Origin of the sequence: Microbacterium sp. Gd 4-13 (assembly GCF_003095395.1) — a bacterium.
Classification (GTDB): Bacteria; Actinomycetota; Actinomycetes; order Actinomycetales; family Microbacteriaceae; genus Microbacterium.
This window is the reverse complement of record NZ_QEIJ01000002.1, coordinates 449,230-474,375: the sequence shown is the minus strand read 5'-3', so window position 1 is coordinate 474,375 and position 25,146 is coordinate 449,230. Positions and strand designations below refer to the sequence as shown.

Here is a 25,146-nt window from a genome sequence, read left to right as displayed (position 1 = left end):
GACGCACGACGCAGGGCCGCGGATGCTGCGCGCTACTGCAGCGCGGAGGTGAGCCTGGCGAGGTTGTCGAGCACGGTGGAGCGCAGCGGCTGCGTGCGCCACTCCTCCATCGTGAGCTCGCGACTGAGATCGCGATACATGTCCTCGACGGCACGAAGGTCGCGGACGAATTCGTCGCCGCGGACGAGCATCGAGATCTCGAGGTTGAGACCGAAGGAGCGCATGTCCATGTTGCTCGATCCGATGACGGCGACGTCGTCGTCGATCGTCAGGCTCTTGGAGTGGAGGATGTAGGGCCTCCGGTACATCCAGATCTTCACGCCCGCCCGCAGGAGCGCCTCGTAGTAGCTCCGCTGCGCGTGGTAGACCATGGCCTGGTCGCCTTCCTCGGAGACGAACAGCTCGACGTGCACGCCCTTCTGACAGGCGGTCGTGATCGCCAGCAGCAGAGCCTCATCGGGCACGAAGTACGGGCTGACGATGATGATCTTCTTCTCGGCGGCGAGGAGGAGGCCGAGGAACAGCTTCAGGTTGTTCTGGAAATCGAACCCCGGGCCGGACGGCACGATCTGGCAGTCGAGGTCGCCCGGGCCCGACTGCACGCTGGCGATGTCGATCTCTTCTGTGAGGATCTCGTCGGTCTCGCTGTACCAGTCGCTGAGGAAGACGGCGTTGATGCTCGCGACGACCGGACCCTGCACGCGCACCATGAGGTCGACCCAGTGCAGGCCCCGGCGGATGTTCTTCGGCAGGTTGTACGTGGAGTCGGTGACGTTCTGCGAACCCATGTAGGCGAGGTCGCCGTCGATGACGAGGAGCTTGCGGTGATTACGGAGATCGGGTCGCTGATATTTCCCCTTCAGCGGCTGCACCGGCAGCAGGAGGTGCCAACGAGCCCCCATCGCGTCCAGTCGCCGGAGGGTCTGCTTGTAGAAGGGCTTGCCGCGGTTCGCCCAGTGATCCAGCAGCACGCGGACGACGACACCTCGCGCCGCGGCCTGCTCGAGGGCGCGGAAGAAGCCCTCGGTCGCCGCATCCGATTGCAGGATGTAGAACTCGACGTGCACGTAGCGTTCGGCGCGACCGATGGCCTCGGCCATCGCGTCGAAGCTCTCCTGGTAGTCGTGGATGATGCGCGCGTCGTTGTCGCCGGCCAGAGGCATCGCGCCGAGGTTGCGGTTCATGCCCACCAGCGCGGTGAACCAGTGCGGGGCATCCGGGCGGAGCGTTCCGAAGTCGAGCGAGTCGCTCGTGTCGTGGAGGTACTCGTTGATCGCCGCCTGCTTGCGCCGGAGCTTCCTGGGCAACCGGGGGTTCCCGATGAGGAGGAACAGCAGCACCCCGATGAACGGGATGAAGTAGATCGCGAGCAGCCACGCCATTGCGGCCGTGGGCCGTCGATTGCGGGGCACGACGATGATGGCGGTGATGCGAATGATCAGATCGACGACGAAAATCGCGACGACCCACCACGTCGCATCGAACGTGATGCTGATCACGAGACCTCCCGGCGAGCTGCTGCCCTCAGCGTAGCGGCGCGAGGGAGGGAGCCCGCACAGCGGGCGGGGTCGGCCGACTCAGCTGTCGGCGGAGGGCGCGGAGGAGGAGACGGGGGCGAGTCCGCGCTTGGCGCGCTCCTCGGCCTCGATCTTCGCGTAGACCTTGCGCTCGGTGCGATCCATGCGGATGACGTTGCGGATCACGAAGTAGAACACGACCGAGACCACCACGGTCGGCAGAAGCGACCAGATCACGGCGGCGGCGTAGGAGTCCACATCCCAAGGATACGCGCAGTTCGCCGCCTCCTCCCCAAGCTCGCGATCCCCGCACTCCTCCACATCCGCGCCTCGCACCGACTCGGGCGGGCGCGCCGCGCACGACGGTGGGTGCATGACCCCGATCTTCAAGGCCACCACCGCCGCCGACTTCCTCGCCCTGGTCCCCCGCCTCGCGGGCTTCTCCCCCTCGCGAAGCCTCGTTCTCGTACCGTTCGCGGGCAATCGCACGCTCGGTGTGATGCGACTCGATCTGCCCGACGACACCGACGACGTCGAACGGGTGGCGTCGACGTTCATCGGGCTGATCTGTCGGATCGCCACGGCAGACGCCCTGGCACCCGTCGTCTACACCGATGCCGGCTTCGCAGAGTCCGAGGGCCTCCCCCACGACCGCCTGATGAGCGCCCTCCTGGCGCGGGCCGACATCTGCGGTCTCGACGTGCGCGACGCGCTCTGCGTCGCGTCAGACGGTTGGGGGTCGTACATCGATCCCGGGTGCCCACCGGAGGGGCGCGACCTCGCCGAGCTCCGTCTGGATCGCGCGGAGCTCGACGACCTTCCGCTCGACCCGGGCGATCAGTCGGCCGGCCACGCACTGCCGCCGGTCGATCTCGCCGAGAAGGAGCGCGTCGGGCGAGCGCTTCACGATCTGTCGTTCGCGGTGTCGGTGCTGCAGAACGAGACCTGGGCCGACCCCGACCTGCCCGACGACCCCGCGCGGATCGACCCGCGCGCCCTCGCCGCCGCGGAGGCTCTCGATGATCTCCCCCTCCTCCTCGAGGATGCCCTCGACTGGGATCCCTCCCATCTCGACGCCTTCCAGGCCGCCACCCTCGGGTGGTCGCTCGCGCGGCCCGCGCTGCGCGACATCGCGCTCACGCAGTGGTGCCGCGGACTCGAGGCCGGAGACCGTGCCGCCGAGGCGCAGCTTCGTTGGCAGGACGGCGAGGCGTATCCCGACGAGCTCGCGGCGTCGATGTGGGGCGAAGGGCCGCGGCCCGATCCGGAGAGGTTGAGCCACGCCCTCGAACTGTCGCGGCGGATCGCCGCCGCCGTTCCGCGCGACGATCGGCCGGGCGCGCTGGCCGCGTGCGCCTGGTTGTCGTGGGCGCTCGGGCGATCGACCCACGCGGCTGCCTACGCCGGAGAGGCGGTGAAGATCGACCCCGCGCACGGTCTCAGCGAGATCGTGTTGACCTTCGTCGCGAACGCGCACCTGCCCGAGTGGGTCTTCGAACGCCCGGTGCCGCGCGGGCCGGTCACGCAGGTGATCTGAGGCGCGCGGGTGCGACTACTTGACGAGCGGGAAGAGGATCGTCTCGCGGATGCCGAGGCCCGTGATCGCCATGAGCAGACGGTCGATCCCCATGCCCATGCCGCCGGTGGGCGGCATGCCGTGCTCGAGCGCCCGCAGGAACTCCTCGTCGATGCGCATCGCCTCGACGTCGCCGCGAGCCGCGAGCTGCGCCTGCTCGACGAACCGCTCCCGCTGGATCACCGGGTCGACCAGCTCGGAGTACCCGGTGGCCAACTCGAAGCCGCGCACGTAGAGGTCCCACTTCTCGACGACCCCGGCGATGGAACGGTGCTCGCGCACCAGAGGGCTCGTGTCGACGGGGAAGTCCATGACGAAGGTGGGGCGCGTCAGCGAGGGCTTCACGAAGTGCTCCCAGAGCTCCTCGACCCACTTGCCGTGCGTCGGGTGCGCGGGCTCGTCGACGCCGACCTCCGACGCGAAGGCGGCAAGCTCATCGGCCGTCGTCTCGGGGGTGATGGAGCGACCGGATGCGTCGGACAGCGACCCGTACATCGAGATCCGGTCCCACTGACCGCCCAGGTCATACTCCGTGCCGTCCGCCCAGGTGACGGTGGTCGACCCGGCCACCGCGATCGCCGCGTTCTGCACGAGCTCCTGCGTCAGATCGGCGATGCCGTTGTAGTCGGAATACGACTGGTAGGCCTCGAGCATCGCGAACTCGGGGCTGTGGGTGGAGTCGGCACCCTCGTTGCGGAAGTTGCGGTTGATCTCGAACACGCGGTCGATGCCGCCGACGACGGCGCGCTTGAGGAAGAGCTCGGGAGCGATGCGGAGGAAGAGCTCGGTGTCGAAGGCGTTCGAGCGCGTCACGAACGGGCGAGCACTGGCGCCGCCGTGCTGCACCTGGAGCATGGGCGTCTCGACCTCGACGAACTCGTGACCCGAGAACGTCTGACGCAGGCTCGCGTTGACCTTCGCGCGGGCGAGCACCGTCTCGCGGGCGCGGTCGCGCACGATGAGGTCGAGGAAGCGGCTGCGCACTCGGCTCTCCTCGCTGAGCTCGGAGTGCAGGTTCGGAAGCGGCAGCACGGCCTTCGCGGCGATGCGCCAGTCGGCCACCATGATCGACAGCTCGCCGCGGCGGCTCGAGATCACCTCGCCCGAGACGTAGACGTGATCGCCGAGGTCGACGAGATCCTTCCAGGCCTGCAGCGACTCCTCGCCCACCGACGCCAGCGAGACCATCGCCTGGATGCGGCTGCCGTCGCCCGACTGCAGCGAGGCGAAGCAGAGCTTGCCGGTGTTGCGGCTGAAGACGATGCGCCCGGCGACGGCGGCCGTCACGCCCGTCTCGTCGCCCGCCTCGAGATCGGCGAACCGCTCGCGCAGCGCGGGGATGGTGTCGGTGACGGGCACGGTCACCGGGTAGGGCCCGCCCGCAGCATCCGTCCGCTCGGCAAGCAGCCGCTCGCGCTTGGCGAGACGCACGGCCTTCTGCTCGATGACGTCGTCGTCGGGCGTTTCAGGGGCGGCGTCGGGCGCGTCGGTCATGCTCTCGATCCTACCGAGCGGCGTCGACCGACTCGGGCGCGGCCCCTCGCCGCAGTGCCGCCTCAGGGCAGCGAGATCTCGGCGTTGTCGATGAAGCGGTGCCCGGCAACGGTCGCCGCGATGAGCGCGAGAGCGCGCCCGGAGTGCGCCTCGTCGACGGGGAGGAAGGTCGCCGGATCGACGACGTTCAAATACTCGAGGCGGATGCGCTCCTCACCCATGAGCGACGACTGCGCCGCCGCGATGCACGCGTCGACACCGCGATCGGCGTTCGAGGCGGCAGCCTCGAGGGCGCGGGGCAGGAGCGCGGCGGCTCGACGATCGGCGGGTTCGAGAAGGTCGACACGGCTGGAGATCGGCAGCCCGTCGTCGCTGCGCACGGTCGGCACCGTGGCGACCTCGATGTCGAAGAAGAGGTCGCGGATCATCCGTCGCACGAGGAAGACGCGCTGCAGATCGCGCTCGCCGTAGACCGCGATATCGGGCCGGATCAGGTGGAAGAGGATCGCCTCGGCCGTGAGCAGACCGTCGAAGTAGTACGGCCTCGTGCGCCCCTCGTAGCGCAGACCGAGGTCTCCGGCCGAGACGCGCGTGGTCGCGATACCCGCGGGAAGGAGCTCCGCCGCGTCGGGTGCGAACACGACATCGACGCCGAGCCTGTCGAGGAGCGCGTCGTCCTGCGCGCGTCGCACCGGGTAGGCCTCGACGTCTGCGGAGGTGCGGAAGCGCAGAGGGTTCACGAACGATGCGACGACCACGAGGTCGGCGCTCTCTCGCGCCCGCTCGACGAGGTCGACATGGGCCTCGTGGAGGGCGCCGAGCGTCGAGACCAGTGCGACCGACGCGGTGCCGCCTTCGGAGCCCGAGCGCAGCTCGGTGAGGCGGGAACGCAGCGCGTCGAGGGAGCGGATCATCCGTCGATCGTAGCGTCGGGACCGAGCGGGTCCCTGTGCGGGGGCGCTCCCTCGGCGAGCGCCTGGTCGACGGTCGAACGCACGAGGGCGGAGAGATAGCCTCCCGCGTTGTCGACACCCAGGCGGGTGAGCATGCCCGCCGCCTGTCGCACGATCGAGCGCGAGAACTCCGTGGCCGTCGCGATCGCCTCGGCGTACGCGGGCCGATCGGCATCAGCGACCACGACCGGCTCGCATCCCAGCTCGACCGCGAGCGCTTGCGCGATGGGCAGCACGGGCCCCGGAGCGGTGACCGCGGCATAGCCCTGGCTGAGAGCCCGGAGGTCTATCGAGGTGCCCGTGAAGCTGATCGCGGGATGGATCGCCAGCGGGATCGCGCCGGATCGCAGAGCCGGTTCGAGCACCGCGATGCCGTGCGCGGCGTCGGTGTGCAGAACGAGCTGGCCCGGCTGCCACGCTCCGACCTCCGCGAGACCGGCGACGAGCCCGGCGAGCTCGTCGTGGGGCACGGCGATCACGACGAGCTCGCTACGGCGCACGACCTCGTCGGCGGCCAGCACCGGCACCCCCGGAAGGATGGCCTCGACCCGGTCGTCGTCGGACCCCGAGGTGATGCCCACGAGAGCGTGCCCCGCGCCGGCGAGCGCCGATCCGATCACGGGACCGACCTTCCCCGCCCCGATGATGCCGACGCCGAGTCGTCCGTCGCGTCCCGGCCCGCTCATCGGGGAGTCCGATCCGGCGCTTCGACGGGGTCGGCGACCGGGGCCGCGGGGTCAGATGCCGGGGCCGCGGGGTCAGCGGGCGCCGCACCCGGCTCGACGACCGGCTCGCCCGCGGGCGTCTGATCGGGCTCGGACGACGCCCACCGGTGGCTGCGATCGCCGGCGGAGGCGGCGACGATCCCGTGCGCAGCATCCTGGAATCCTCGCAGCGCATCATCGCGCTCGAGGATCCCCACGGTGGTCGTCACCGATCCGGCGACCACGTGCGCGGTGAGGTTCGCCACGCCCAGCATGCGGTCGACCGGGCCCTGCGCGATCCCGACGCTCTGCATGCGCGCCAGAGGGAAGACGCCGAGCGCGCGCCAGACGAAACCCCGGCGCAAGAAGAGCGCGTCGGGCGTCAGCAGGTAGCCGTTGCGTCGCCACGACAGCGGGCGCAGGAGCCGGGCGCGCGCGGGCGTCGTCGCGTACGGATCGTCGGCACGGGGGCCGAGGATGCCCTGGTCGAAGACGAACGGCCAGTCCTCGTCGGGGAGGGCCGGCAGGAGCAGCTTGAGTACGCGCTCGACGTCGGCGCGTGTGCCCACCGGCAGCACGGTCGTGAACTGATCGGCGTTCGTGTCGCTGGACGACCGGCCAGAGAGGCGGTTGGCCGTGATCGACCACCAGCCGAAGGGCCGCCAGAAGATCGACTGGCGCACCTCGACGGCGTGGACGCGCCCCGGCGGCAGGGTCTCGCTCACGGTCGTGAAGAGACCGAAGGTGATGCGGGTGCCGCTCGGCATGGGAGCGATCGAATAGCGCAGCGCCCGCGTGACCGACCTCACGTAGTAGGCGCCGAAACCGAGGACGGCCGGCACGAACGAGAACAGCACCCAGATCGATCCGACGATCGACCCGACCACGATCGCCGCGATGAGCGCGATCAGCACGAGGGTCGTGCCGCTGAGCAAACGCGAGGCGATGAGTCGGCCGGCCGGAATGTGCACCACCGACTCGGGCTCGACGTCGCCCTGGTCGTCACCATCGACGAGACCCGACAGACCCGCTCCGACCGCCGAGGCGGCCTGCCGCACGCGGGTTCCGCCGCTGCGTGCCGCCGCGCTTCCGCCGAGACGTCGGCCCGAGGCCAACCGCAGGATGTCGGCGCGGATGGTCTCGGCGTCCGACGTGGAGAGGTACTCGAGCTTCACGTTCGAATCGGTGCCGGCCCCGACGACCTCGAGCTTCCCGACCCCGAGCAGACGCGCGACGAGCGGCCGGGTCAGGTTGACGCCCTGCACGCGGTCGAGCGGGGCCCGCCGATGGGTGCGGAAGAGCACGCCCGAGCGCACCTCGACGTCGTCGTCGGTGATGCGGAACGTGTGGAACCGCCACGACAACGAGAACAGCAGCAGCAGCACGACGACGGTGCCGAGCACCGCGAGGAGGGCGATGAGGAGCAGGTTGCGGCTGACGAGGTAGTCGATCGGGTCGGGCGGCAACTCGCCGTCGCCGAACTCCGGGGCGAACGCCGGCAGCAGCCACTCGACGAGCCGCTCGCGGAGGTTCGCGATCGCGATACCCCCGACCACGAGCAGGAACAGTCCCCCGCGCAGGAGCGGGGTGAGCGGATGCATCCGGTGCCACTCGCCGTCGCTGAGCGGCGAGCGCACCTCGTCTGCCGGGGGCGCGGACGGGGCGGATGCTTCGCTCACAGGCCGGTCCGACGGGTCTCGGCGACGTCGACGAGGGTGTCGCGCAGGTTCTCGGCGGCCTTCTGCGTCAGGCCCGGGATCGTCACGCCGGTGGAGGCTGCGGCGGTGACGAGCTTCAGCTGCGCGATCCCGAAACCGCGGTCGAGGGGACCGTGCGTGATGTCGATCAGCTGCATGCGCCCGTAGGGCACCGCCACCATGCGCTGCCAGAGGATGCCGCGGCGGAACACGAGGTCGTCGCGCCTCAGCTGGTACCCGTACGAACGCGCCTGACGCGGCGTGATCGCGAGCGAGAAGAGACAGACGAGCAGCACGATGCCGGCCGGGATCCACGTCCACGGCTGGTTGAGCCACAGCTGCAGACCGATCGCCACCGCGAGCACGACGAGGGTGAACACGCCGGTCGAGATGATCTGCACCCAGACGTAGGCGCGGGCGAGCTGGTGCCACGTCCCGTCGCCGAGCGGCAGGCGAGCATCGGAGCGGGGCTCGATGATGCGGGTGAACGAGTCCTCGTCGAGAACGGCCGCCGTCTCGCGGACACGCGCGTCGTCGGTGGGCTCAGTGGGCGACGCCTGCGGAGTCGCCTCCGGGTTGTTCGTCATCGTCGTCCTTCCGGATGGTGCACAGGTGCTCGGCGACCAGCGCCGCGGCGACGAGGATGCCGCCGCAGATCACCGTGGCGATCGTCGTGCCCATCGAGCCTACCGAGGGGGTCACCGGGCGGGTGAAGAGGAAGAGCAGCAGCCCGACCGCGACGCCGCCGATGGCCGCGCCGACGATGCTCGACGCCTTCGCCAGGATGGCGATGCGCAGCGCCCGGAACGGATTGACAGCGGTGGTGGCGAGCCCGCGGGTGGCCCGCCGGATCGGGATGGCGAGCGCGATCACGGCTCCTCCCACCAGGAGGAGAAGGATCGGCAGCGTCACGGCCGGTGCGAACGTCGGCCGACCCGCCGAGCTCAGCGCGGTGTCGAGCACGAACCCCACGACGATGCCGAGAATGGCCGCACCGACGAGAACTCCCGCGCCGGTGCGCTTCACCGGTCTGCTCGAAGATCGGCGAGGAGATCTTCGACGCGCCCGACGCCGGGGAGCTCCGCCTCCGGGTCCACCTCGTGCCACGGAGCGAGCACGAACTCGCGCTCGGCGGCGCGCGGGTGAGGAAGGACCAGCCGGGCGTCGTCCGACACCACCGTTGCGTACGAGACGAGATCGAGGTCGAGAGTGCGATCGGCCCACCGCTCCCCCCGTTCGCGTCCGTGGCGGGCCTCGATCCGGTGCAGGTAGGTCAGCAGCACCGACGGGGCGAGCCGGGTCGCGACCAGAGCGACGGAATTGAGATAGCGCGGCGCCTCAGCATCCGGCCCGCTCGTGGTGACCGCCACCGTCTCCATGACGGCAGAGGTGCGCACCCGGTCGGTCAGCGGCAGTGCCGCGAGGTCGGTCAGCGCGGCATCGAGGGTCGCCTCGCGGTCGCCGAGGTTCGCGCCCAGAGCTACGACGGCGATGGCGGGTTGCGGCCGGCCCTCGACGGCGACGTCGCTCACGGCGCGACTCCGAATCCGAACGGCAGGGCGCGGGGGGCGGGCCGCGTACGGCGGATCGTCACCGACACGTCGGCGAACGGCACCGTGATCGGCGCCGACGGCTTGTGGACCGTGACGACGGCCTGCTCGACGCGGGGGGCGGTCAGCGCGTCGTCGGCGATCCGCGCGGCGAGGGTCTCGAGGAGGTTCACGGGATCCGCGCCGACGAGCGCCACGATCCGCTCGGCCAGTTCGCCGTAGTGAACCGTGTCGACGACGTCGTCGGATGCTGCGGCAGGGGCGGTGTCGATCCGCAGCGTGAGGTCGACGACGAACTCCTGACCCTGCGCGCGTTCGTCGTCGTACACGCCGTGGTGACCCCACGCGCGCACGCCGGTCAGGGTGATCTCGTCTACGGGGTCCATATTCCCTCCAGGTTCTCATCCGACCAGAGCGCCGCGACGCGGAGTGCGTCTCGGGTGGCGGCGACGTCGTGCACCCGCACAGCCCAGGCTCCATCGCGCGCGGACAGCGCGCTGGTGACGGCGGTCGCGAGATCGCGACGAGCCAGGGATGCGTCGTCGCCGAGCGCCTCGCCCAGGAACCTCTTGCGACTGGTGCCGACGAGCACCCGTGGGCCCAGGCCCACGAGCTGGGGCAGGGCGCGGAGGGTCTCCCAATTCTGGGGCCCCCGTTTGCCGAAACCGATTCCCGGATCGAGCACGATCCGGCTCGGGGCGATGCCGGCGGCGACGGCCGCGTCGACGCGCTCGATCAGCTCGGCCGAGAGTTCGCGCACGAGGTCGACATAGTCGGCGCGGGCGTACATGTCGGCCGACGGGCCACGCCAGTGCCCCAGCACGATGTCGGCGTCGGTCACGGCCACCGTTTCGAGCATGGCCGGATCGGCGAGTCCGCCCGAGACGTCGTTGACGATGCGGGCTCCGGCCGCGATCGCCGCGTGGGCCGTGTCGGCGTTCAGAGTGTCGATGCTGACGACGGCACCGGCGGCGGCGAGCGCCTCGATCACCGGCAGCACGCGTTGCTGCTCGACCCGCGGGGCGACCCGCTCTGCTCCCGGTCGGGTCGACTCACCGCCGATGTCGAGGATGTGAGCGCCCTCGGCGCGCAGCCGGACGCCGTGACCGATGGCGACGTCGGGGTCGACGTAGCGGCCGCCGTCGCTGAACGAGTCGGGGGTGACGTTGACGATCCCCATGATGAGCGTCACGTCGCCTCCGGTCCCTGAGCGTGCACCTGCGGCCCCGGAGCCTGCACCTGCGGTCCCTGAGCCTGCACCTGCGGTCCCTGAGCCTGTCGAAGGGAGATCAGCGCGATGAGCTCGGCGCGCGCGGCGGGGTCTGCCAGTTCGCCTCGGGCGGCGATCGTCACGGTGGTGGCGTTCTTCTGCTGCGCACCGCGCATCGTGACGCACTCGTGCGAGGCGTCGAGCACGACGAGCACCCCGCGCGCGTCGAGCGACGCTGCGATCGTGTCGGCGATCTGCTCGCCGAGGCGCTCCTGCACCTGCGGGCGAGCGGCGAGCACCTCGACGACCTTCGACAGGGCGCCGAGGCCGACGACCTGCTCCCCCGGAAGGTAGGCGAGGTGCGCCACCCCGCGGAACGGCAGCAGGTGGTGCTCGCAGATCGAACGGAAGTCGACCCCGCGCAGCATCACCGCGCCCGACGGTACGGTCTCGGGCGCCGGACCCCGCGAGATCGAGATCGTGTGCGCGAGCGGAGCCGCAGCATCCTCACCGACCCCTGCGAAGAACTCTCCGTAGGCGTCGGCCACCCGCTCGGGCGTCTGGCGCAGCCCCGGTCGCTCGGGGTCTTCGCCGATCGCTTCGAGCAGCTCCCTGACAAGAGAGCGCACGCGCTCCCGGTCGACGGTCATCGGCCGGGCCTACGCGGTCGCCGGTCGAGCCTGTCCGCTCGGCTGGCGACGCGGGGCCTTCTCGGTCTGCGCTTCGGCCTCGGTGTTCGCCGCGACCCCTGCCGGCTGAGCGCGACGGGGCACGTCGACCGGCGGCAGCTGCGAGACGGGGCGGCCGTCGGAGGACAGCCACTGCGGACGCGGGGGCAGGCGGGTGATGTCGGTGAAGATCTCGGCGAGCTCGAGGTGATCGAGGGTCTCCTTCTCGAGGAGTTCCAGCGCGAGGCGGTCGAGGATCTTGCGGTTCGAGTTGATGACCTCGTACGCCTCGTTGTGCGCCTGCTCGATGAGCGCGCGCACCTCGGCGTCGACCCGCTCGGCGATGCGCTCCGAGAAGTCACGGCCGTGGCCCATGTCGCGGCCCATGAAGACCTCGCCCGACGACGACCCGAGCTTCACGGGCCCGACGTCGGTGGTCATGCCGTACTCGGTGACCATCTTGCGCGCGATGCTCGTCGCCTTCTCGATGTCGTTCGACGCGCCCGTGGTGGGGTCGTGGAACACGATCTCCTCGGCGACGCGGCCACCCATCGCATAGGTGAGCTGGTCTTGCAGCTCGTTGCGGGTGATCGAGTACTTGTCGTCGAGCGGCAGCACCATCGTGTAGCCGAGCGCCTTGCCGCGGGGAAGGATCGTCACCTTCGTCACCGGGTCGGTGTGGTTCATCGCCGCCGCCGCGAGAGCGTGACCGCCCTCGTGGTAGGCCGTGATCAGCTTCTCCTTGTCGCGCATCACGCGGGTGCGGCGCTGCGGACCGGCGAGCACGCGGTCGATGGCCTCGTCGAGGGCGCGGTTGTCGATCAGCTGCGCGTTCGAGCGCGCGGTCAGGAGCGCCGCCTCGTTCAGCACGTTCGCAAGGTCTGCACCGGTGAAGCCGGGGGTCTTGCGGGCCACGACCTCGAGGTCGACGCCGTCGGCGAGGGGCTTGCCGCGGCCGTGCACCTCGAGGATGCGCTGGCGGCCCTTGAGGTCGGGCGCGTCCACACCGATCTGACGGTCGAAGCGGCCCGGGCGCAGAAGAGCGGGGTCGAGGATGTCGGGGCGGTTGGTCGCCGCGATGACGATGACGTTCGCCTTCGGATCGAAGCCGTCCATCTCGACGAGCATCTGGTTCAGCGTCTGCTCGCGCTCGTCGTGCCCGCCGCCCATGCCGGCGCCGCGGTGACGGCCGACGGCGTCGATCTCGTCGATGAAGATGATCGCCGGGGCGCTCTCCTTGGCCTGGTTGAACAGGTCGCGCACACGGCTCGCGCCGACGCCGACGAACATCTCGACGAAGTCCGAACCCGAGATCGAGTAGAACGGCACGCCGGCCTCGCCGGCGACCGCACGGGCGAGGAGCGTCTTACCCGTTCCGGGAGGGCCGTACAGCAGCACGCCCTTCGGGATGCGGGCGCCCACGGCCTGGAACTTCGCGGGATCCTTCAGGAAGTCTTTGATCTCTTCGAGCTCTTCGATCGCCTCTTCGGCACCCGCGACGTCCTGGAACGTGACGGTCGGGCTCTCCTTCGAGACGAGTTTCGCCCGGGACTTGCCGAACTGCATGACCTTGCTGCCGCCGCCCTGAGCGCTGGAGAGCAGGAACCAGAACAGCAGACCGAGGATGAGGAGCGGGATCATCAGCGACAGGATGCCGTCGAAGAACGACGGCCGCGGCACGACGTCGTTGTACCCGTCAGCGGGGTTCGCGGTGTCGATCGCGTCGACCACCTCGATCGCGCGCGCCGAGACGTAGTAGAACTGCACCTCGTTGGCGCCCTCATAGGGCTGGTTCAGCGTGAGGTCGACGCGCTGGTCGCCGTCGGTCGTGGTGGCCTCGGAGACGGTGCCGCCCTTGAGGAGCTCGAGGCCCTCCTGGGTCGAGATCTGCCGAGCGCCGTTGAGGCTCGTGATGAGCCAGAAGCCGACCAGAAGGAGCAGACCGATCACGACGATGTAGAGGATCGGGTTGCGCGTGAGCTTCTTGAAGTCCATGGTGCGGGGCGACGCCCGGGCCCCTTTCGTCAGGATTCCACCGGTTTACGGTGAAATCAGGGTACAGCGGGGTCTCTATGGGCGGACTGTGCATTCGCCCACGGCGTACGCGCCTCAGCTGTAGACGTGCGGCGCGAGCACCGCGACGTCGCGCAGGTTGCGGTACTTCTCGGCGTAGTCGAGGCCGTAGCCGATGACGAACTCGTTGGGGATGTCGAACCCGACGTAGCGGCAGTCGACCTCCACCTTCATCGCGTCGGGCTTGCGCAGAAGCGCCAGCACCTCGATCGACTCCGCCCCCCGCGAGGCGAAGTTCTCGAGCAGCCAACTGAGGGTGAGGCCCGAGTCGATGATGTCCTCCACGATGAGCACATGGCGCCCATGGAGGTCGGTGTCGAGGTCTTTGCGGATCTGCACGACACCGCTCGAGCGCGTACCCGTGCCGTACGACGACACCGCCATCCAGTCCATCTGGATGTGCAGCGGGAGGTGGCGCGCGAAGTCGGCCATGACCATGACCGCGCCCTTCAGCACACCGACGAGGAGGAGGTTCTCGCCCTCGTAGTCGCGGGCGACCTGCTCGGCGAGCTCGGCCAGTTTGTCTTGGATCTGCTCCTCGGTGATCAGTACCTCGGTGATGTCGTCAGAGATCTGGTCGGCGCGCATGGATCGAGTTTAGGCGCTGGCCGGGGCGTGCCCCGTGGCCGCGAACACGATCCGCCCGCCGATGCGGCGTGCCGAGCAGCCGGGCAGATCGATCGGACCCTGCCCCGCCCAGTCGGTGGCGAGACGCGCGACATCGAGCGTCTGCGACCGCGTGAGGCTCTCGCCGAACTCGCTCGAGACGACGAGGCGGATGATGCGGTGGCGCAGCGCCGCCGGATTCGCGGCCAGCGCCGCGGCCGAGACCGAGATGCCCGCCTCCGCGTGCTCGACGATGTCTTCGATCGTCTCGTCGATCATCTCGGCGAAGGCCTCGGCGTCTTCGCGCAGCTGCTCGGCGGTGCGCGCGAGCGCCTCGGCGATGCCGGGGCCCAGCTCGGCCTCGAGCACGGGCAGCACGCGCTCGCGCACCCGCACCCGGGAGAAGCGGGGCTCGGCGTTGTGGGGGTCGTGCCAGGGATCGAGCCCCTCCGCCGCGCACGCGGCCACCGTCGTCGCACGACGCACCCCGAGCAGCGGACGCCACCACCGTCCGGAGTCGTCGACCCGCTCGGGCGCCATGCCCATGAGGCTCGAGGCCCCGGATCCTCGCGCCAGCCCGAGCAGCACCGTCTCGGCCTGGTCGTCGAGGGTGTGCCCGAGCAGCACCGCCTCGGCGCCGCGCTCGCGGGCGGCGTGCGAGAGCGCGGCGTAGCGGGCGCGGCGGGCGGATGCTTCGGGGCCGCCCTCGGCACCCACCTGCACGGCGACCACCACGGCGTCGAGGCCGAGAGCGCGAGCGGCGGCGGCGGCGCGTTCCGCAGCATCCGCCGATCCCTCCTGCAGCCCGTGATCGACGGTGACCGCCGTGGCGGCGATGCCGAGCTTGGGCGCCTCGAAGGCGACGGCCGCGGCGAGCGCGAGCGAGTCGGGTCCGCCCGAGAGGGCGACGACGACGGATGCGGGGCGGGAGGTCTGCAGCGCAGTGCGCACGGCACGGCGCACGTCGGCGACCGCGGGGTCGAGGCTCGGACGAACGGGCATCCGCTCACGGTACCGGCCCGCTCGCGCGCCCACGACGCACGGCCGGGGCAACCGGCCTCCCGCACCAACTCAGGCTGGATGGGGCGGCCCTCGGGCGCATCGCCGGGATCGCGGGCCGGCCGGCGCCGGGCGGCGCGATCAGCCTGAATTACGGCGCGCGACCGCGCAACACACCCCCGGGTCGAGCCCACGGTTAGATGTAGGCATGCTCACCGATCGCCCGCTCTCCGAGCTGCGTACGTTCCAGTCCGATGTCGAAGATCCGGCGGATTTCGACGACTTCTGGGCGCAGACCCTCCAAGAGGCGGCCGACCGTGCCACCCCGACCGTGCTCGAGACGGCGGAGACGGGGATGCGGCGCGTGAGGGTCTCGGACGTCACCTTCAGCGGCTACGCCGGCGATCCGGTGCGCGCCTGGCTCGTGACGCCGGCCGACGCCGACGAGCCGCTGCCGGTCGTGATCGAGTACGCCGGATACGGCAGCGGACGCGGGCGCCCGATCACCCACCTGTGGGCCGCGGCCTCGGGGTGGGCGCACCTGGTGATGGACGTGCGAGGTCAGGGCGCCGGACGCGGATCGGCGGTCGGCGCGACCCCCGACCCGCACGGCTCGGCGCCCGCGCACCCGGGGGTCATGACGCGAGGCATCGAAGACCCGCGCACCTACTACTACCGCCGCCTGCTCACCGATGCCGTTCGAGCCGTCGACATCGCGCGCGACCTGCCGGGCATCGACCCCGATCGTGTGGCCGTCGTCGGGGGCAGCCAGGGCGGCGCCCAGGCGATCGCCGCCGCGGCGCTCCGACCCGACGTGAGCGCGGCCGTCGCCTTCGTGCCCTTCCTGTCCGACGCCGCGCGCGCGACGCTCATCACGGATGCCGCGCCCTACTCCGAGATCGCGGGGTACCTCACCTCGCAGCGGTCGCGCGTCGAGCAGGTCGCCCGCACGCTGTCGTACGTCGACGGGGTCAACTTCGCTCGGCGGGTGCGCACCCGCATCCACTACTCCGTCGCGCTGATGGACCCGATCTGCCCGCCGTCGACGGTCTTCGCCGGGTTCAACGTCAACGCCTCGGCCGACAAGACGATCGACGTGTGGCCCTACAACGGGCACGAGGGCGGCGGACCCGAAGACCGCGAGCGCGCGATCGGCGTCATCGCCGAGTCGTTCGCCGCCTGAGAGACGACAGTCGGCCGCACTAGGCTGGGCGGCGGAAATCCACTGATCTAAGGAGCACGAGCATGGGTGCGTACGACGCCGTCATCGAGATCCCGCGCGGCAGCCGCGTGAAGTACGAGGTCGACCACGGCACGGGGCGCGTGTTCCTCGACCGCATCCTCTTCACCGCCTTCGGCTACCCCACCAACTACGGCTTCTTCGAGAACACCCTCGGTGAGGACGGCGACCCGCTCGACGTGCTCGTGCTGCTCGACCACGACATCTACCCGGGCGTCGTCGCGAAGGTTCGCCCCGTCGCCGTTCTGAAGATGAGCGACGAGGCGGGCGGCGACGACAAGGTCGTCGCCGTGCTGTCGAAGGATCCCCGCTGGGCGCACATCCAGGACGTCGGCGACATCGCCGAGGAGCTCCGCAACGAGATCGGCCACTTCTTCGAGCACTACAAGGACCTCGAGCCAAACAAGTGGGTCAAGGTCGACGAGTGGGCGGGCGCGGCCGAGGCCGAGCGTCTCGTGCAGGAGGCGTTCGCGCGCTTCGAGGAGCACGAGGGTCAGACCAAGACGCAGGGTGCGGGCGAGGCTCCGAGCACGCTCTGACACACGTCGGAACGAGAAGAGCCCGGTCGGCGACGACCGGGCTCTTCTCGTTTCGACGATCAGACCGAGATGCCTCGGGCGCGCAGGAACGGCGCGGGGTCGATGGTGCTGCCGTTCTGGTAGACCTCGAAGTGCAGGTGGCAGCCGAAGACGTTGCCGGTGAGGCCGACGAGGCCGACGGCCTGCCCGGATGACACCCACTGGCCGCGCGAGACGAGGATGCGGCTGTTGTGGGCATACCCCGTGGCGAGGCCGCCGCCGTGGTCGACGCGCACGTAGTTGCCGTAGCCGCCGTTCCAGCCGGCGTAGGTCACCGTGCCGCTGTTGGCCGCGAAGTTGGATGCTCCGCATCCCGCACCGAAGTCGAGGCCGAGGTGGTACGACGTCGAGCAGTAGCTCGGCGTGCACTGCGAGGAACGCGGGCCGTACCACGAGCTGACCCACGCCGACGACGGACGAGACCAGCCGGACCCGACGACCTGGCCGCCGCCTCCACCGCCTCCGCCGCCGCCTCCACCGGAGTTGCCGCCGCCGCCGCCACCTCCGCCGCCTCCGCCACCGCCACCTCCGCCACCGCCTGAGTTGGCTGCAGCTGCGGCGGCTGCTGCGGCAGCGGCGGCGGCTGCAGCAGCGGCACGCTCACGCTCGCGCTGTTCGGCGGCTGCGCGCTCGGCGGCCTCCCGCGCGAGGCGGGCCTGGCGCTCGGCTTCGACACCGGCTTCGTAGTCGGCGACGGTCTTCGCCGTATTGTCCTGAAGGGCCGCGAGCTGCGCCGTGAGCGTCACCTGGTTGGCCTGCTGCGCCGCGAGGGCTGCCTGCGCAGCATCCGACGCCTGCTGGGCCGCGACCATCTTCGACTCGGCCTCCTGCTTGAGGCGGTCGCGCTCGGCGCGCTTGTCTTCGGCCTGGTTCGTGAGGTTCTGCGCGGCGTTGCGGGCGGCGACCGCGTTGGCGTACACCGACTGGTTGCGCTCGAGAAGCTTGTCCATCGTGCCGAGGCGCGACAGCAGGTCATCGGCGGATGCTGCGGAGCCGGCAAAGAACAGTTCGAGCGAGGCGTCGTCGCCGCCCTTGCGGTACAGCTGGGCTGCGACGCGTCCGGCCTGGTTCGCCGCAGCGGTCGCTTCTGCGCCCTGCGCGTCGGCCTGGGCCTGCAGCTGGTCGGCCTCGTACGCGGCGTCGAGGAAGGCCTGCTGAGCGGCGTAGTAGACGTCGGACGCCGTCCTCGCCTCGGCCTCCGTGCGCGCAACGTCGGCCGACAGGCCCGCGATGAGGCCTTGGATGCGAGTGATCTCGGCGGCTTTCGCAGCCTCGCTGGCCTTCGCGCGTTCGACGTCGGCCCACGAGGGGTAGGTCGCGGCGAAGGCGCTGGGGATCATCGGACCGCCCACCGCTCCGCCGATCGCGCCGAGCGCGACGACGCTCAGGCCGCCGGCGGTGAGGAGGGTGCGCCGGTTGACCGCGGGCCACAGAGTGCGGCGCTCGCGTTCGGTCGGCGCGCAACCGCAGTCGTCTGCGTCGTCCAAGCGCTCGAGCGTCACAAGATGCCTATCGTCGAGGGGGTCTTAACTTCGAACACACTAGCAACACCCGTCACACCGACAACAGGGCGGATTATCGGGCGCGTGCCAGGTTCATCCTGGGCGCCGAACCCGCGGATCGACGCACGACGCGCCCTCGATTGGCGCATCGGCGACAGATTACGTATGCTTGAGCGTCGGCAAGCGTAAGCCTGCAGAGTCGCTCGGCCCCATCGTTTAGCGGCCTAGGACGCCGCCCTTTCACGGCGGTAGCACGGGTTCGAATCCCGTTGGGGTCACTCGAACCGATATAACTGAATAAGCATGGCCCTGTAGCGCAGCTGGTTAGCGTGCCGCCCTGTCACGGCGGAGGTCGCGGGTTCAAGTCCCGTCAGGGTCGCTCCGAGCGACAGGCTCTTTGTTCCTCCTTTTCGAGGGAAGACAGAGAGCCTTTCGTCTAGGACGCGGCGTTTCACATGCCGCGCGGCTCTGTAGCTCAGTTGGTAGAGCGCACGACTGAAAATCGTGAGGTCACGGGATCGACGCCCGTCGGAGCCACAAGGTGACCGTTACAGTCATCCTAGAAACCCCCACCTAGCTTCTAACATGGTGGGGGTTTTGCTTTTCCCTGGTGAGAAGCGGTTACGGGACCGACGCCCGTCGGACCCACTTTCCCCTATCCCAGGCGTCTCCCCGGGATTGGGGCACTTTTCTTTGCGCTGAGTGCGCGAAAGCCCCCGCTCCGTTTGACACGAAACCGGGGCATTCTGTCACTAGCGCTCGCCGCAGGACCCTAAATCGGTCCTCAGGACCCGGCGCGATACATGGCCGCGAGCAGATCGACAGCATCCCTCTTCGCGTTCGGAAGCGCGTGCGCGTAGGTGGTCAGCAAGACCGCGGGAGAGTGCCCGAGGATGCCTGCAACTACGACCGGCGTGATGCCCGCCTGAAGCATGAGGGTCGCGGCCGTGTGACGCATGTCGTGCAGTCGAATCCTTCGGAGCCCTGCCGCCTCGACGTGGCGATCGAACCAGTGGCCCCAGGTGGATGGGTGGATGGGGTCCCCCGCCTGATTCACGATGACCAGGCGGTTAGCATCCCTCTTCGCCTGGAACGGAATCACAGGGTTGTCGAGCAGCGTCTGCTGGCGCGTGCGTCGCAGGGCGGCCACCGCCTCGGGCGTGAGAGGCACGGTTCGGCGTCCTCGCTTTGTCTTGGGCTCGACGACGGCCACCTCACCGAAGGCCGGGGTCCGGGACTGGCGGACGTGCACTTCAGCCGCGTCCAGATCCACGTCGCACCATCTCAACCCGAGCACTTCACCACGACGCAGCCCGACCGCGGTGAGGTGCCAGCCGCCGACAAGCGGGCCATCGGCGACGTGGTCGAGAAAGGCTCGCACCTCGGTCGCCGTCCAGGTCTGCATTTCCTGAGCGCGCTGCGTCGGAGCCTTAACGTGCTTGGCGGGGTTCCGCTTCAGGATGTCTTCGGCGATGGCCGCATCTAGAGCGGTAGTCAATAGGCGCAGCGCGTACGCCGTCGAGCGGGCCGACCGCTTCCCGCCTGTCCGTGTAGGCAGCCGCTCGAGGTGCCGCACCATGGTTTCTACGTGCTCCCGCCGCAGTTCTTGCAGGCGACGAGGGCCAAGGGCTGCGATCACAGGGACAAGCGTGTGCCGGTAGCTTTGCGCCGTGGCCGGTCGCCAGGTTCGAGCGTTGATGTCCTGCCAGGTCTGAAGCCACTCCGCGACGGTGACGCGGACGGGTTCGATGTAAGTGTCAGCATGGACCTCACTTCTCGCCCTGGCCTGCGCTTCGACGGCTTCGCGCTCCGTCGCGAAGGTGAGGGTGCGTTGACGCCGCTTGCCGGTCTTGGTGTCAGGAGCAAGGTCGAGACGGAACCGCCACCGGACCGAACCGTTCTTCAGGACGACGCGCTGAAGGCTAGACCCCCGCTGACGTTTCGCAGAGGCGCCTCCGTGTTCAGCGGAGGAGTGGGTGAGAATAGACATGGGTCTTTCCTTTCGAAGGGTTTGGGCTCCGGTCCCCGTTTCGTTGCAGCGAGCGGGGACCACTTTTGTGATGGGCTAGCGGTGGATGGTCCCGCTGCCGAGCGCCTGGCCAAGCGCCCGCAGTTCGCCGAGGTCGTCAAGTGGGTCGAGCGCCTGTCGCTTCGTCCGCGCGTCCTCGAACGCCGCGAGCGCGTCTGCAAGCGCGCCCCGTACTCCGGGCAGCTCGCGAAGCGCGACCAGCGCCAAGGAGAGGTTCATGTTCATCGCGACTTCGTTTGAGGTCGTCTCGTACGGATCTGGAACCTCTGCAAGGTAGGTGTTCACTCCGTCCGCTACCCGGCGGATCAACACGCCTATGCCCGCGGGGTCATCTTCGGACGCGAATCGCTCCACGTCGTTCAGTCGCATCATCACCTCTCGCAAGGGGGTGCGGATGAGTGTGATAAACCGTCCGTCGTAGTACTCGCCGGGGTAGTTGACCAGTTCGCTCAAGCTGACGCCGAGCGCTGCAGCGAGCGTCCACGCCTCCCCCACGGAAACCTGCCTCTTCTCGTTCTCGACGCGCGCGATCAGGCTCTGTTCCAATCCGACCAGGGCAGCGAGGTCAGCTTGGGTCATCCCCTTCAGAAGGCGGAGCTTCTTGACGTTCCGTGCGACGGCACCGGGCACATCGGCCCCAGCCTGCGGCGTGTCTTGTGTCATACGCCCACCTTAGGTGAAAACTCCATTCCGCATCTAGTAGAGAGGGTCATACGTTGTGGAACAGCAAGAGACATCACCGTCCTAAAGGAGCCCCTCATGTCCACCACCGTCACGCTCGACCGCCTCACCTACCCGGTCACTGAGGTGATCCGCATCTCGGGGCTCTCACGCTCCGAGGTGTACCGCCGGGTGAAGACCGGCGATCTCGACTCCATCAGAGTTGGTGCGAAGAGCGGCAAGATCGCGGTGCCCGCTGCTGCGCTCGCCAAGCTCCTCAACGGCACCACGAACGACTGAGGGAAATCCGTTAGATGGCCGCTGCAACTGTCATCACCATGTCGTCAGTCCAGATAGAACCCGTTGCCTGGCTCTGGACCGGAAGAATCCCGGAGGGGAAGCTCGTCCTCTTTGACGGCGACCCCTCCGCAGGCAAGAGCACCCTCACACTGGACCTGGCGGCCCGCCTCTCCAGCGGTACCCCCTGGCCGGACGGGGCGCTCAACAATGCCGGTGACGTGCTGTTGCTGTCCGCCGAGGATGGCATCGCCGACACCATCGCGCCGCGTCTAGAAGCAGCGGGAGCTGACATGGATCACGTCCATGCGCTCACCGAGGTGCCGATCATCGGTGACGACGGCAAGACTCGGATGGCCCCGCCGACACTCCCCCGCGACATCCCGACCATCAGGCGGCTCATTCGCCACCACGGCGTACGGCTCGTTGTGATCGACGTGCTCATGGCTTTTCTCAGCGGGCAAGTTGACTCGCACCGGGATCAGGACATTCGTCGCGTACTGCACGAACTGGCGAATCTCGCGGATGAGACGGGTTGCACCATTGTGCTCGTCCGCCATCTCAACAAGGCGGGCGGCTCGAATGCTCTCTACCGAGGCGGAGGGTCCATCGGGATCATTGGAGCGGCACGGGCTGCGTTCCTCGTGGCTCGCGACCCGGACGACCCCGAACGACGGTTCTTCGCACCTACGAAATCCAACCTCGCCGCCGAACCTCCTACTTTGGCCTACCGCTTGGTGGACTCTCCTGCTCATGGCTGCGCCCGGGTGGAATGGGAGCCGGAACCTGTCGAGTACACCGCCAGCGCGATCCTTGGCTCCACTTCCAGAGACGACCACCCTTCCGTCGCCGCCGTTGATGGGTGGCTCGCAACACTGCTGTCCGATGGCCCTGTGCCTGCGACGGAGGTGTACCGGCAGGCCGAAGCCGCGGGCTTCAGCATCGACCAGACCAAGCGCGCAAGGAAACGGGTCGCGACCCTCAGGAAGGACGGAATGACCGGGAGTTGGATTTGGTCACTCCCCAACGAGCGCACGAAGGGTGCGGCCAGCGGCGACCTGCCCTCTTCACCCGCTTCGGAGTTGAGCGCGCTCCCTTCAGCGGCCCGTCGAACGGTGAGGGTGCCGAAACCACGCGGGAGGAGGGAGGTGTAAGCGCTCGAACTACAGGCAGAACAAGAAGATCACGGCCCCATGCCATCCGCTGCACCGCGGCCACCTGAATCGAAGGAAGTTGAAACAGACAATGACACCCAAAGAGAAGATGTTACGTATCGAGGGCGAGCTAACGAAGGTCACGGGCCTCATCAAGGGCCTGAGACCCGAGCACCATCAGGACGGGTCCCTCACGAAGGTGGTGGACTACCTCGGCGAACGCCAGCTCGAACTCAAGGCCGAGCAGCTCAACCAGCAACGAGGATTTCCTTACCTCTTCAGTTCCTGATCAGCGTCCCAGCGGCGGAAGCTTCCCGGCGTCACACTGACCTCGGGTGGGCTTCCGTCGCTGCCGTTTCAGCCCCGGCGGTGCCGCCTCAGTCCCTACGAAGAACACGTCGCGGCCGCACGGCAACGGCGGGGGTCAACCCGCCTCTCTCCGCCCCAGCCTCCAAGAGCAGATCGCGAATCATAGCGATATCGTTCCAGGTGGCTTCAGCTCGTACGATCTCCGCAAACGGCTCATCCGCTCCTCGCCTCACCAAGAGAAGGTGCTGCGCATCCACAAGAAGCCCTGCCGTGCTGAAGGAATCCATGTACCGCCGAAGTTGCTGGAAGTCTGGGGAATCGAGCCATACACCCGACGAGGGCCGCAGGATCGTCAGCTTGACCTCGACCGCGAGCGCGGGGATGGATGCCGGATACATGAAGAGGAAGTCCGCGTATCCGCTAGACGTGCGATGCTCGGGAACCAAGATCGGACCGATCGTTGGTTCAATTCGCGGTTCACGCTCCCCTTGAGTCCACTCCCAGCCCGGTCCATAGACCAGGTGCTTCAGCGGCCGGACGATGTACATAGAGACGTGAGCCTCCAGAGCGAGCGGTCCACTTGGCATCTCCCTCCACGCCGCAAGGGTCACCGTTTCCGGGTCTGGCAGTTCGGCGCGACCCGTAGGCGGGTGGACGATCCTTTCCAAATCCGGCTGCTGTGCATGGCGGACTGGCTCGAACGTGAGCTGCGAGATGGACTCGGGCAGCAGGTAATGCCCCGACCGCCCTCGGAGCGGTAGGTAGCCGTTGTGGGCCGCTTGGAGGGCTTTGTACGGGATGGGCTCGATCTCGACCATCGGCGTGATGTAGGCCCACCACTGATGCTGGTCTACGGCATTGTCCGCCGTGACTTCGATGTCCGTCCGCCAGAACGGTTCTGACGCTAGCCGCGCAACGAAGTGAGCAGATTTCCGAGGGCTCAGAAAGTAAATCAGAACGAGGTCGCCTACTTCGCCGTTCTTCGGAGCAGTCCACATCACGTCATAGATGCCAGCGCTTGCCTCCGCCCATGAGTCGACAAGAGCCTCGGGAGTCGGGTAGCTCGCCTCAGTTCCCACCAGGAGCCAAGCGTTTCGTGGCTCGATCTCGAGGGGGTCGCTCACGCGGTATGGACGACCCTCGGGGCCGAACTCCAGCTCATCAGTCCCCTCCGCGACCGAGCGTCTATCCCATGCCTCCGCGAACGGGAAGATCAGCTCAGTCAAGAACTCGCCCACCACACCGTCGACCCTCAGATCAACCGAGATCACCGGACAGTATTGAACGGTGCCGTCCCCCAGATCGCGGGTACCTGCAAACAGGAGTCCGAGCGCCGGTATCGGCTGCCTATCTACCCACTCTCGGACGTCACCCTCGGTCGGTGCGGCGTCATCCGTGCTCAGTAGGTAAGCATCAACGCTAAGAAGAAGACCCGCGCGGGACCCGCGTTTGGCCGACGCTTCGATGTACGCATCATCCGAGTTGAAGGCGATCCAATCTGGCCCGTTGGCGATGTAACCGTCCTCACGCGCCATCGCCCGAAACAGCGCCCGAACTCCGACATGTATCTGCGGATCGCTACCGACCAGGAGCTTCTCGCCGCCCGGCACATTGCGGACGGCTCGCGCGAGTTCGCCGTCGGCGAGCCCGGCAGCGTCGAGACTTAGTTCCTTCGCGACGTCGCGAAGGTGCCCTGCAGCTCGCGCATCCAGCTTGAGATTGTGATCAGTGTCGGCCATGTTGCCCCCAGTCAATTCGACAGACACAACATATTTGATTCATGCGACATCGCATTCGCTCTGTAGCGACGCATCGCTTCCAACGAGCCTTGAAGGGATGGCAAACACGGAGACGGGCGACGTTCTGCGGCAGATCGGTAGGAACATCAAGGCCGAGCGCGCTCGCCGCGAGCTGACCCAGGAGGCGCTCGCCAACGTGTCAGGGGTGGCGGTGGCTCAGGTTGCGCGGATGGAACGTGGCGAATCTGACACCGGCATATCAAAATACGTGCTGGTCGCCCGGGCCTTGAGGGTGCGACCGAGTTTGCTCCTTGAAGACGTCGAGTAGGTGCGCGCCTCGCCTTATCGCGCCTTCCCTTATGGGTGCGCACAGTTCTGGTGTGATGCCGCCACAACGGAAGCCGCAGGCGGCGCGTGTGGAGAACTGAAGCGGGCAATCGCTGCGGTCGGTACCGTCTCTACATGCGCGGAGAACTAGTCACCCTCGGTCCGTCCTTCGATGAACCGTGGTGGAGCACAGAACCGCAGTTGCACTCGCTCGGATATGGAAGCACTACAGATGCCAACGGTGAGCACCCGAAGCTGTAGCCA

General features: G+C 68.5%; 26 protein-coding genes and 3 tRNA genes. 10 read left to right on the top strand and 19 right to left on the bottom strand.

Translation table 11 applies throughout. The features are described from left to right. Nucleotides 1-32 precede the first annotated feature (32 nt). Together cls and DEA06_RS06920 are read right to left on the bottom strand one after the other, a co-directional pair. Entirely contained in the window at nucleotides 33-1,499 is a 1,467-nt protein-coding gene (gene cls / locus DEA06_RS06925) for a cardiolipin synthase (RefSeq protein ID WP_116647219.1), read from the bottom strand. A 78-nt stretch (nucleotides 1,500-1,577) separates the two neighbouring features. Further along, nucleotides 1,578-1,775, bottom strand: a complete 198-nt coding sequence (locus DEA06_RS06920; RefSeq protein ID WP_116647218.1) for a hypothetical protein — start codon at nucleotides 1,773-1,775, stop codon at nucleotides 1,578-1,580. Between the two features lie 115 nt (nucleotides 1,776-1,890). Here DEA06_RS06920 and DEA06_RS06915 point away from each other — a divergent pair, with 115 nt between their 5' ends. Further along, entirely contained in the window at nucleotides 1,891-3,054 is a 1,164-nt protein-coding gene (locus DEA06_RS06915) for a DUF4192 family protein (protein ID WP_116647217.1), read from the top strand. A gap of 15 nt (nucleotides 3,055-3,069) precedes the next feature. On the opposite strand, the gene lysS is transcribed toward DEA06_RS06915, so the two are convergent. The 13 genes from lysS to tilS form a co-directional block, all read right to left on the bottom strand. Next, nucleotides 3,070-4,587, bottom strand: coding sequence for a lysine--tRNA ligase (gene lysS, locus DEA06_RS06910; RefSeq protein ID WP_116647216.1), 1,518 nt, complete (start codon nucleotides 4,585-4,587; stop codon nucleotides 3,070-3,072). 62 nt (nucleotides 4,588-4,649) lie between these two features. Then, nucleotides 4,650-5,501, bottom strand: a complete 852-nt coding sequence (panC, locus tag DEA06_RS06905; protein ID WP_116647215.1) for a pantoate--beta-alanine ligase — start codon at nucleotides 5,499-5,501, stop codon at nucleotides 4,650-4,652. Beyond that, entirely contained in the window at nucleotides 5,498-6,226 is a 729-nt protein-coding gene (locus DEA06_RS06900; protein WP_116647214.1) for a DUF2520 domain-containing protein, read from the bottom strand. The genes panC and DEA06_RS06900 overlap by 4 nt, the downstream gene beginning before the upstream one ends. Next, entirely contained in the window at nucleotides 6,223-7,923 is a 1,701-nt protein-coding gene (locus DEA06_RS06895) for a PH domain-containing protein (RefSeq protein WP_240606850.1), read from the bottom strand. The genes DEA06_RS06900 and DEA06_RS06895 overlap by 4 nt, the downstream gene beginning before the upstream one ends. Further along, nucleotides 7,920-8,528 (bottom strand): PH domain-containing protein, encoded by a 609-nt coding sequence (locus DEA06_RS06890; RefSeq protein WP_116647213.1) that lies wholly within the window; start codon nucleotides 8,526-8,528, stop codon nucleotides 7,920-7,922. The genes DEA06_RS06895 and DEA06_RS06890 overlap by 4 nt, the downstream gene beginning before the upstream one ends. Beyond that, nucleotides 8,485-8,967: a DUF3180 domain-containing protein gene (locus DEA06_RS06885; protein ID WP_116647212.1), complete on the bottom strand. Its 483-nt coding sequence runs from the start codon at nucleotides 8,965-8,967 to the stop codon at nucleotides 8,485-8,487. The genes DEA06_RS06890 and DEA06_RS06885 overlap by 44 nt, the downstream gene beginning before the upstream one ends. Next, nucleotides 8,964-9,473 (bottom strand): 2-amino-4-hydroxy-6-hydroxymethyldihydropteridine diphosphokinase, encoded by a 510-nt coding sequence (gene folK, locus DEA06_RS16800; protein ID WP_240606849.1) that lies wholly within the window; start codon nucleotides 9,471-9,473, stop codon nucleotides 8,964-8,966. Before folK ends, DEA06_RS06885 begins: the two co-directional genes overlap by 4 nt. Continuing rightward, the gene (folB, locus tag DEA06_RS16795; RefSeq protein ID WP_240606848.1) at nucleotides 9,470-9,877 is read right to left on the bottom strand and encodes a dihydroneopterin aldolase; all 408 of its coding nucleotides are present in this window, start codon (nucleotides 9,875-9,877) and stop codon (nucleotides 9,470-9,472) included. Before folB ends, folK begins: the two co-directional genes overlap by 4 nt. Continuing rightward, nucleotides 9,865-10,683, bottom strand: a complete 819-nt coding sequence (folP, locus tag DEA06_RS06875) for a dihydropteroate synthase (RefSeq protein ID WP_116647210.1) — start codon at nucleotides 10,681-10,683, stop codon at nucleotides 9,865-9,867. Before folP ends, folB begins: the two co-directional genes overlap by 13 nt. Continuing rightward, nucleotides 10,680-11,351: a GTP cyclohydrolase I gene (gene folE / locus DEA06_RS06870; RefSeq protein ID WP_116647209.1), complete on the bottom strand. Its 672-nt coding sequence runs from the start codon at nucleotides 11,349-11,351 to the stop codon at nucleotides 10,680-10,682. The genes folP and folE overlap by 4 nt, the downstream gene beginning before the upstream one ends. Before the next feature lie 9 nt (nucleotides 11,352-11,360). Then, nucleotides 11,361-13,364, bottom strand: coding sequence for an ATP-dependent zinc metalloprotease FtsH (ftsH, locus tag DEA06_RS06865; protein WP_116647208.1), 2,004 nt, complete (start codon nucleotides 13,362-13,364; stop codon nucleotides 11,361-11,363). Between the two features lie 114 nt (nucleotides 13,365-13,478). After that, a complete protein-coding gene (hpt, locus tag DEA06_RS06860; RefSeq protein WP_116647207.1) occupies nucleotides 13,479-14,030 on the bottom strand; it encodes a hypoxanthine phosphoribosyltransferase in 552 nt (183 codons plus the stop codon). Nucleotides 14,031-14,039: 9 nt separating this feature from the next. Continuing rightward, entirely contained in the window at nucleotides 14,040-15,050 is a 1,011-nt protein-coding gene (gene tilS / locus DEA06_RS06855; RefSeq protein ID WP_116647206.1) for a tRNA lysidine(34) synthetase TilS, read from the bottom strand. Nucleotides 15,051-15,255: 205 nt separating this feature from the next. On the opposite strand from tilS, the gene DEA06_RS06850 reads away from it, so the two are divergent. Further along, the gene (locus DEA06_RS06850) at nucleotides 15,256-16,230 is read left to right on the top strand and encodes an acetylxylan esterase (RefSeq protein WP_116647205.1); all 975 of its coding nucleotides are present in this window, start codon (nucleotides 15,256-15,258) and stop codon (nucleotides 16,228-16,230) included. A gap of 62 nt (nucleotides 16,231-16,292) precedes the next feature. After that, nucleotides 16,293-16,826 (top strand): inorganic diphosphatase, encoded by a 534-nt coding sequence (locus DEA06_RS06845; protein ID WP_116647204.1) that lies wholly within the window; start codon nucleotides 16,293-16,295, stop codon nucleotides 16,824-16,826. Nucleotides 16,827-16,885: 59 nt separating this feature from the next. On the opposite strand, the gene DEA06_RS06840 is transcribed toward DEA06_RS06845, so the two are convergent. Then, nucleotides 16,886-18,352: a M23 family metallopeptidase gene (locus tag DEA06_RS06840; protein WP_240606847.1), complete on the bottom strand. Its 1,467-nt coding sequence runs from the start codon at nucleotides 18,350-18,352 to the stop codon at nucleotides 16,886-16,888. Nucleotides 18,353-18,572: 220 nt separating this feature from the next. Here DEA06_RS06840 and DEA06_RS06835 point away from each other — a divergent pair. From DEA06_RS06835 to DEA06_RS06825, 3 genes are all read left to right on the top strand, one after another. Further along, nucleotides 18,573-18,645, top strand: a tRNA-Glu gene (locus DEA06_RS06835). A 27-nt stretch (nucleotides 18,646-18,672) separates the two neighbouring features. Continuing rightward, nucleotides 18,673-18,746, top strand: a tRNA-Asp gene (locus DEA06_RS06830). Between the two features lie 85 nt (nucleotides 18,747-18,831). Continuing rightward, nucleotides 18,832-18,904 (top strand) — tRNA-Phe (locus DEA06_RS06825). 247 nt (nucleotides 18,905-19,151) lie between these two features. Here the strand turns inward: DEA06_RS06825 and DEA06_RS06820 are convergent. Next, nucleotides 19,152-20,357, bottom strand: a complete 1,206-nt coding sequence (locus tag DEA06_RS06820; protein WP_116647202.1) for a tyrosine-type recombinase/integrase — start codon at nucleotides 20,355-20,357, stop codon at nucleotides 19,152-19,154. Nucleotides 20,358-20,432: 75 nt separating this feature from the next. Further along, on the bottom strand, nucleotides 20,433-21,059 hold the full coding sequence (locus DEA06_RS06815; protein WP_116647201.1) for a helix-turn-helix transcriptional regulator: 627 nt from the start codon (nucleotides 21,057-21,059) through the stop codon (nucleotides 20,433-20,435). A 96-nt stretch (nucleotides 21,060-21,155) separates the two neighbouring features. Here DEA06_RS06815 and DEA06_RS06810 point away from each other — a divergent pair, with 96 nt between their 5' ends. The 3 genes from DEA06_RS06810 to DEA06_RS06800 all read left to right on the top strand — a co-directional run bounded on the left by DEA06_RS06810 (nucleotide 21,156) and on the right by DEA06_RS06800 (nucleotide 22,796). Next, nucleotides 21,156-21,356 (top strand): hypothetical protein, encoded by a 201-nt coding sequence (locus DEA06_RS06810; protein ID WP_116647200.1) that lies wholly within the window; start codon nucleotides 21,156-21,158, stop codon nucleotides 21,354-21,356. Nucleotides 21,357-21,370: 14 nt separating this feature from the next. Then, nucleotides 21,371-22,507, top strand: coding sequence for an AAA family ATPase (locus DEA06_RS06805; RefSeq protein WP_116647199.1), 1,137 nt, complete (start codon nucleotides 21,371-21,373; stop codon nucleotides 22,505-22,507). Between the two features lie 91 nt (nucleotides 22,508-22,598). After that, on the top strand, nucleotides 22,599-22,796 hold the full coding sequence (locus DEA06_RS06800) for a hypothetical protein (RefSeq protein ID WP_116647198.1): 198 nt from the start codon (nucleotides 22,599-22,601) through the stop codon (nucleotides 22,794-22,796). 88 nt (nucleotides 22,797-22,884) lie between these two features. On the opposite strand, the gene DEA06_RS06795 is transcribed toward DEA06_RS06800, so the two are convergent. Beyond that, a complete protein-coding gene (locus tag DEA06_RS06795) occupies nucleotides 22,885-24,555 on the bottom strand; it encodes a hypothetical protein (RefSeq protein ID WP_116647197.1) in 1,671 nt (556 codons plus the stop codon). A 97-nt stretch (nucleotides 24,556-24,652) separates the two neighbouring features. Between DEA06_RS06795 and DEA06_RS06790 the strand changes: the two genes are divergently transcribed. Continuing rightward, the gene (locus DEA06_RS06790) at nucleotides 24,653-24,883 is read left to right on the top strand and encodes a helix-turn-helix transcriptional regulator (protein WP_165817948.1); all 231 of its coding nucleotides are present in this window, start codon (nucleotides 24,653-24,655) and stop codon (nucleotides 24,881-24,883) included. Nucleotides 24,884-25,146: the final 263 nt, after the last annotated feature.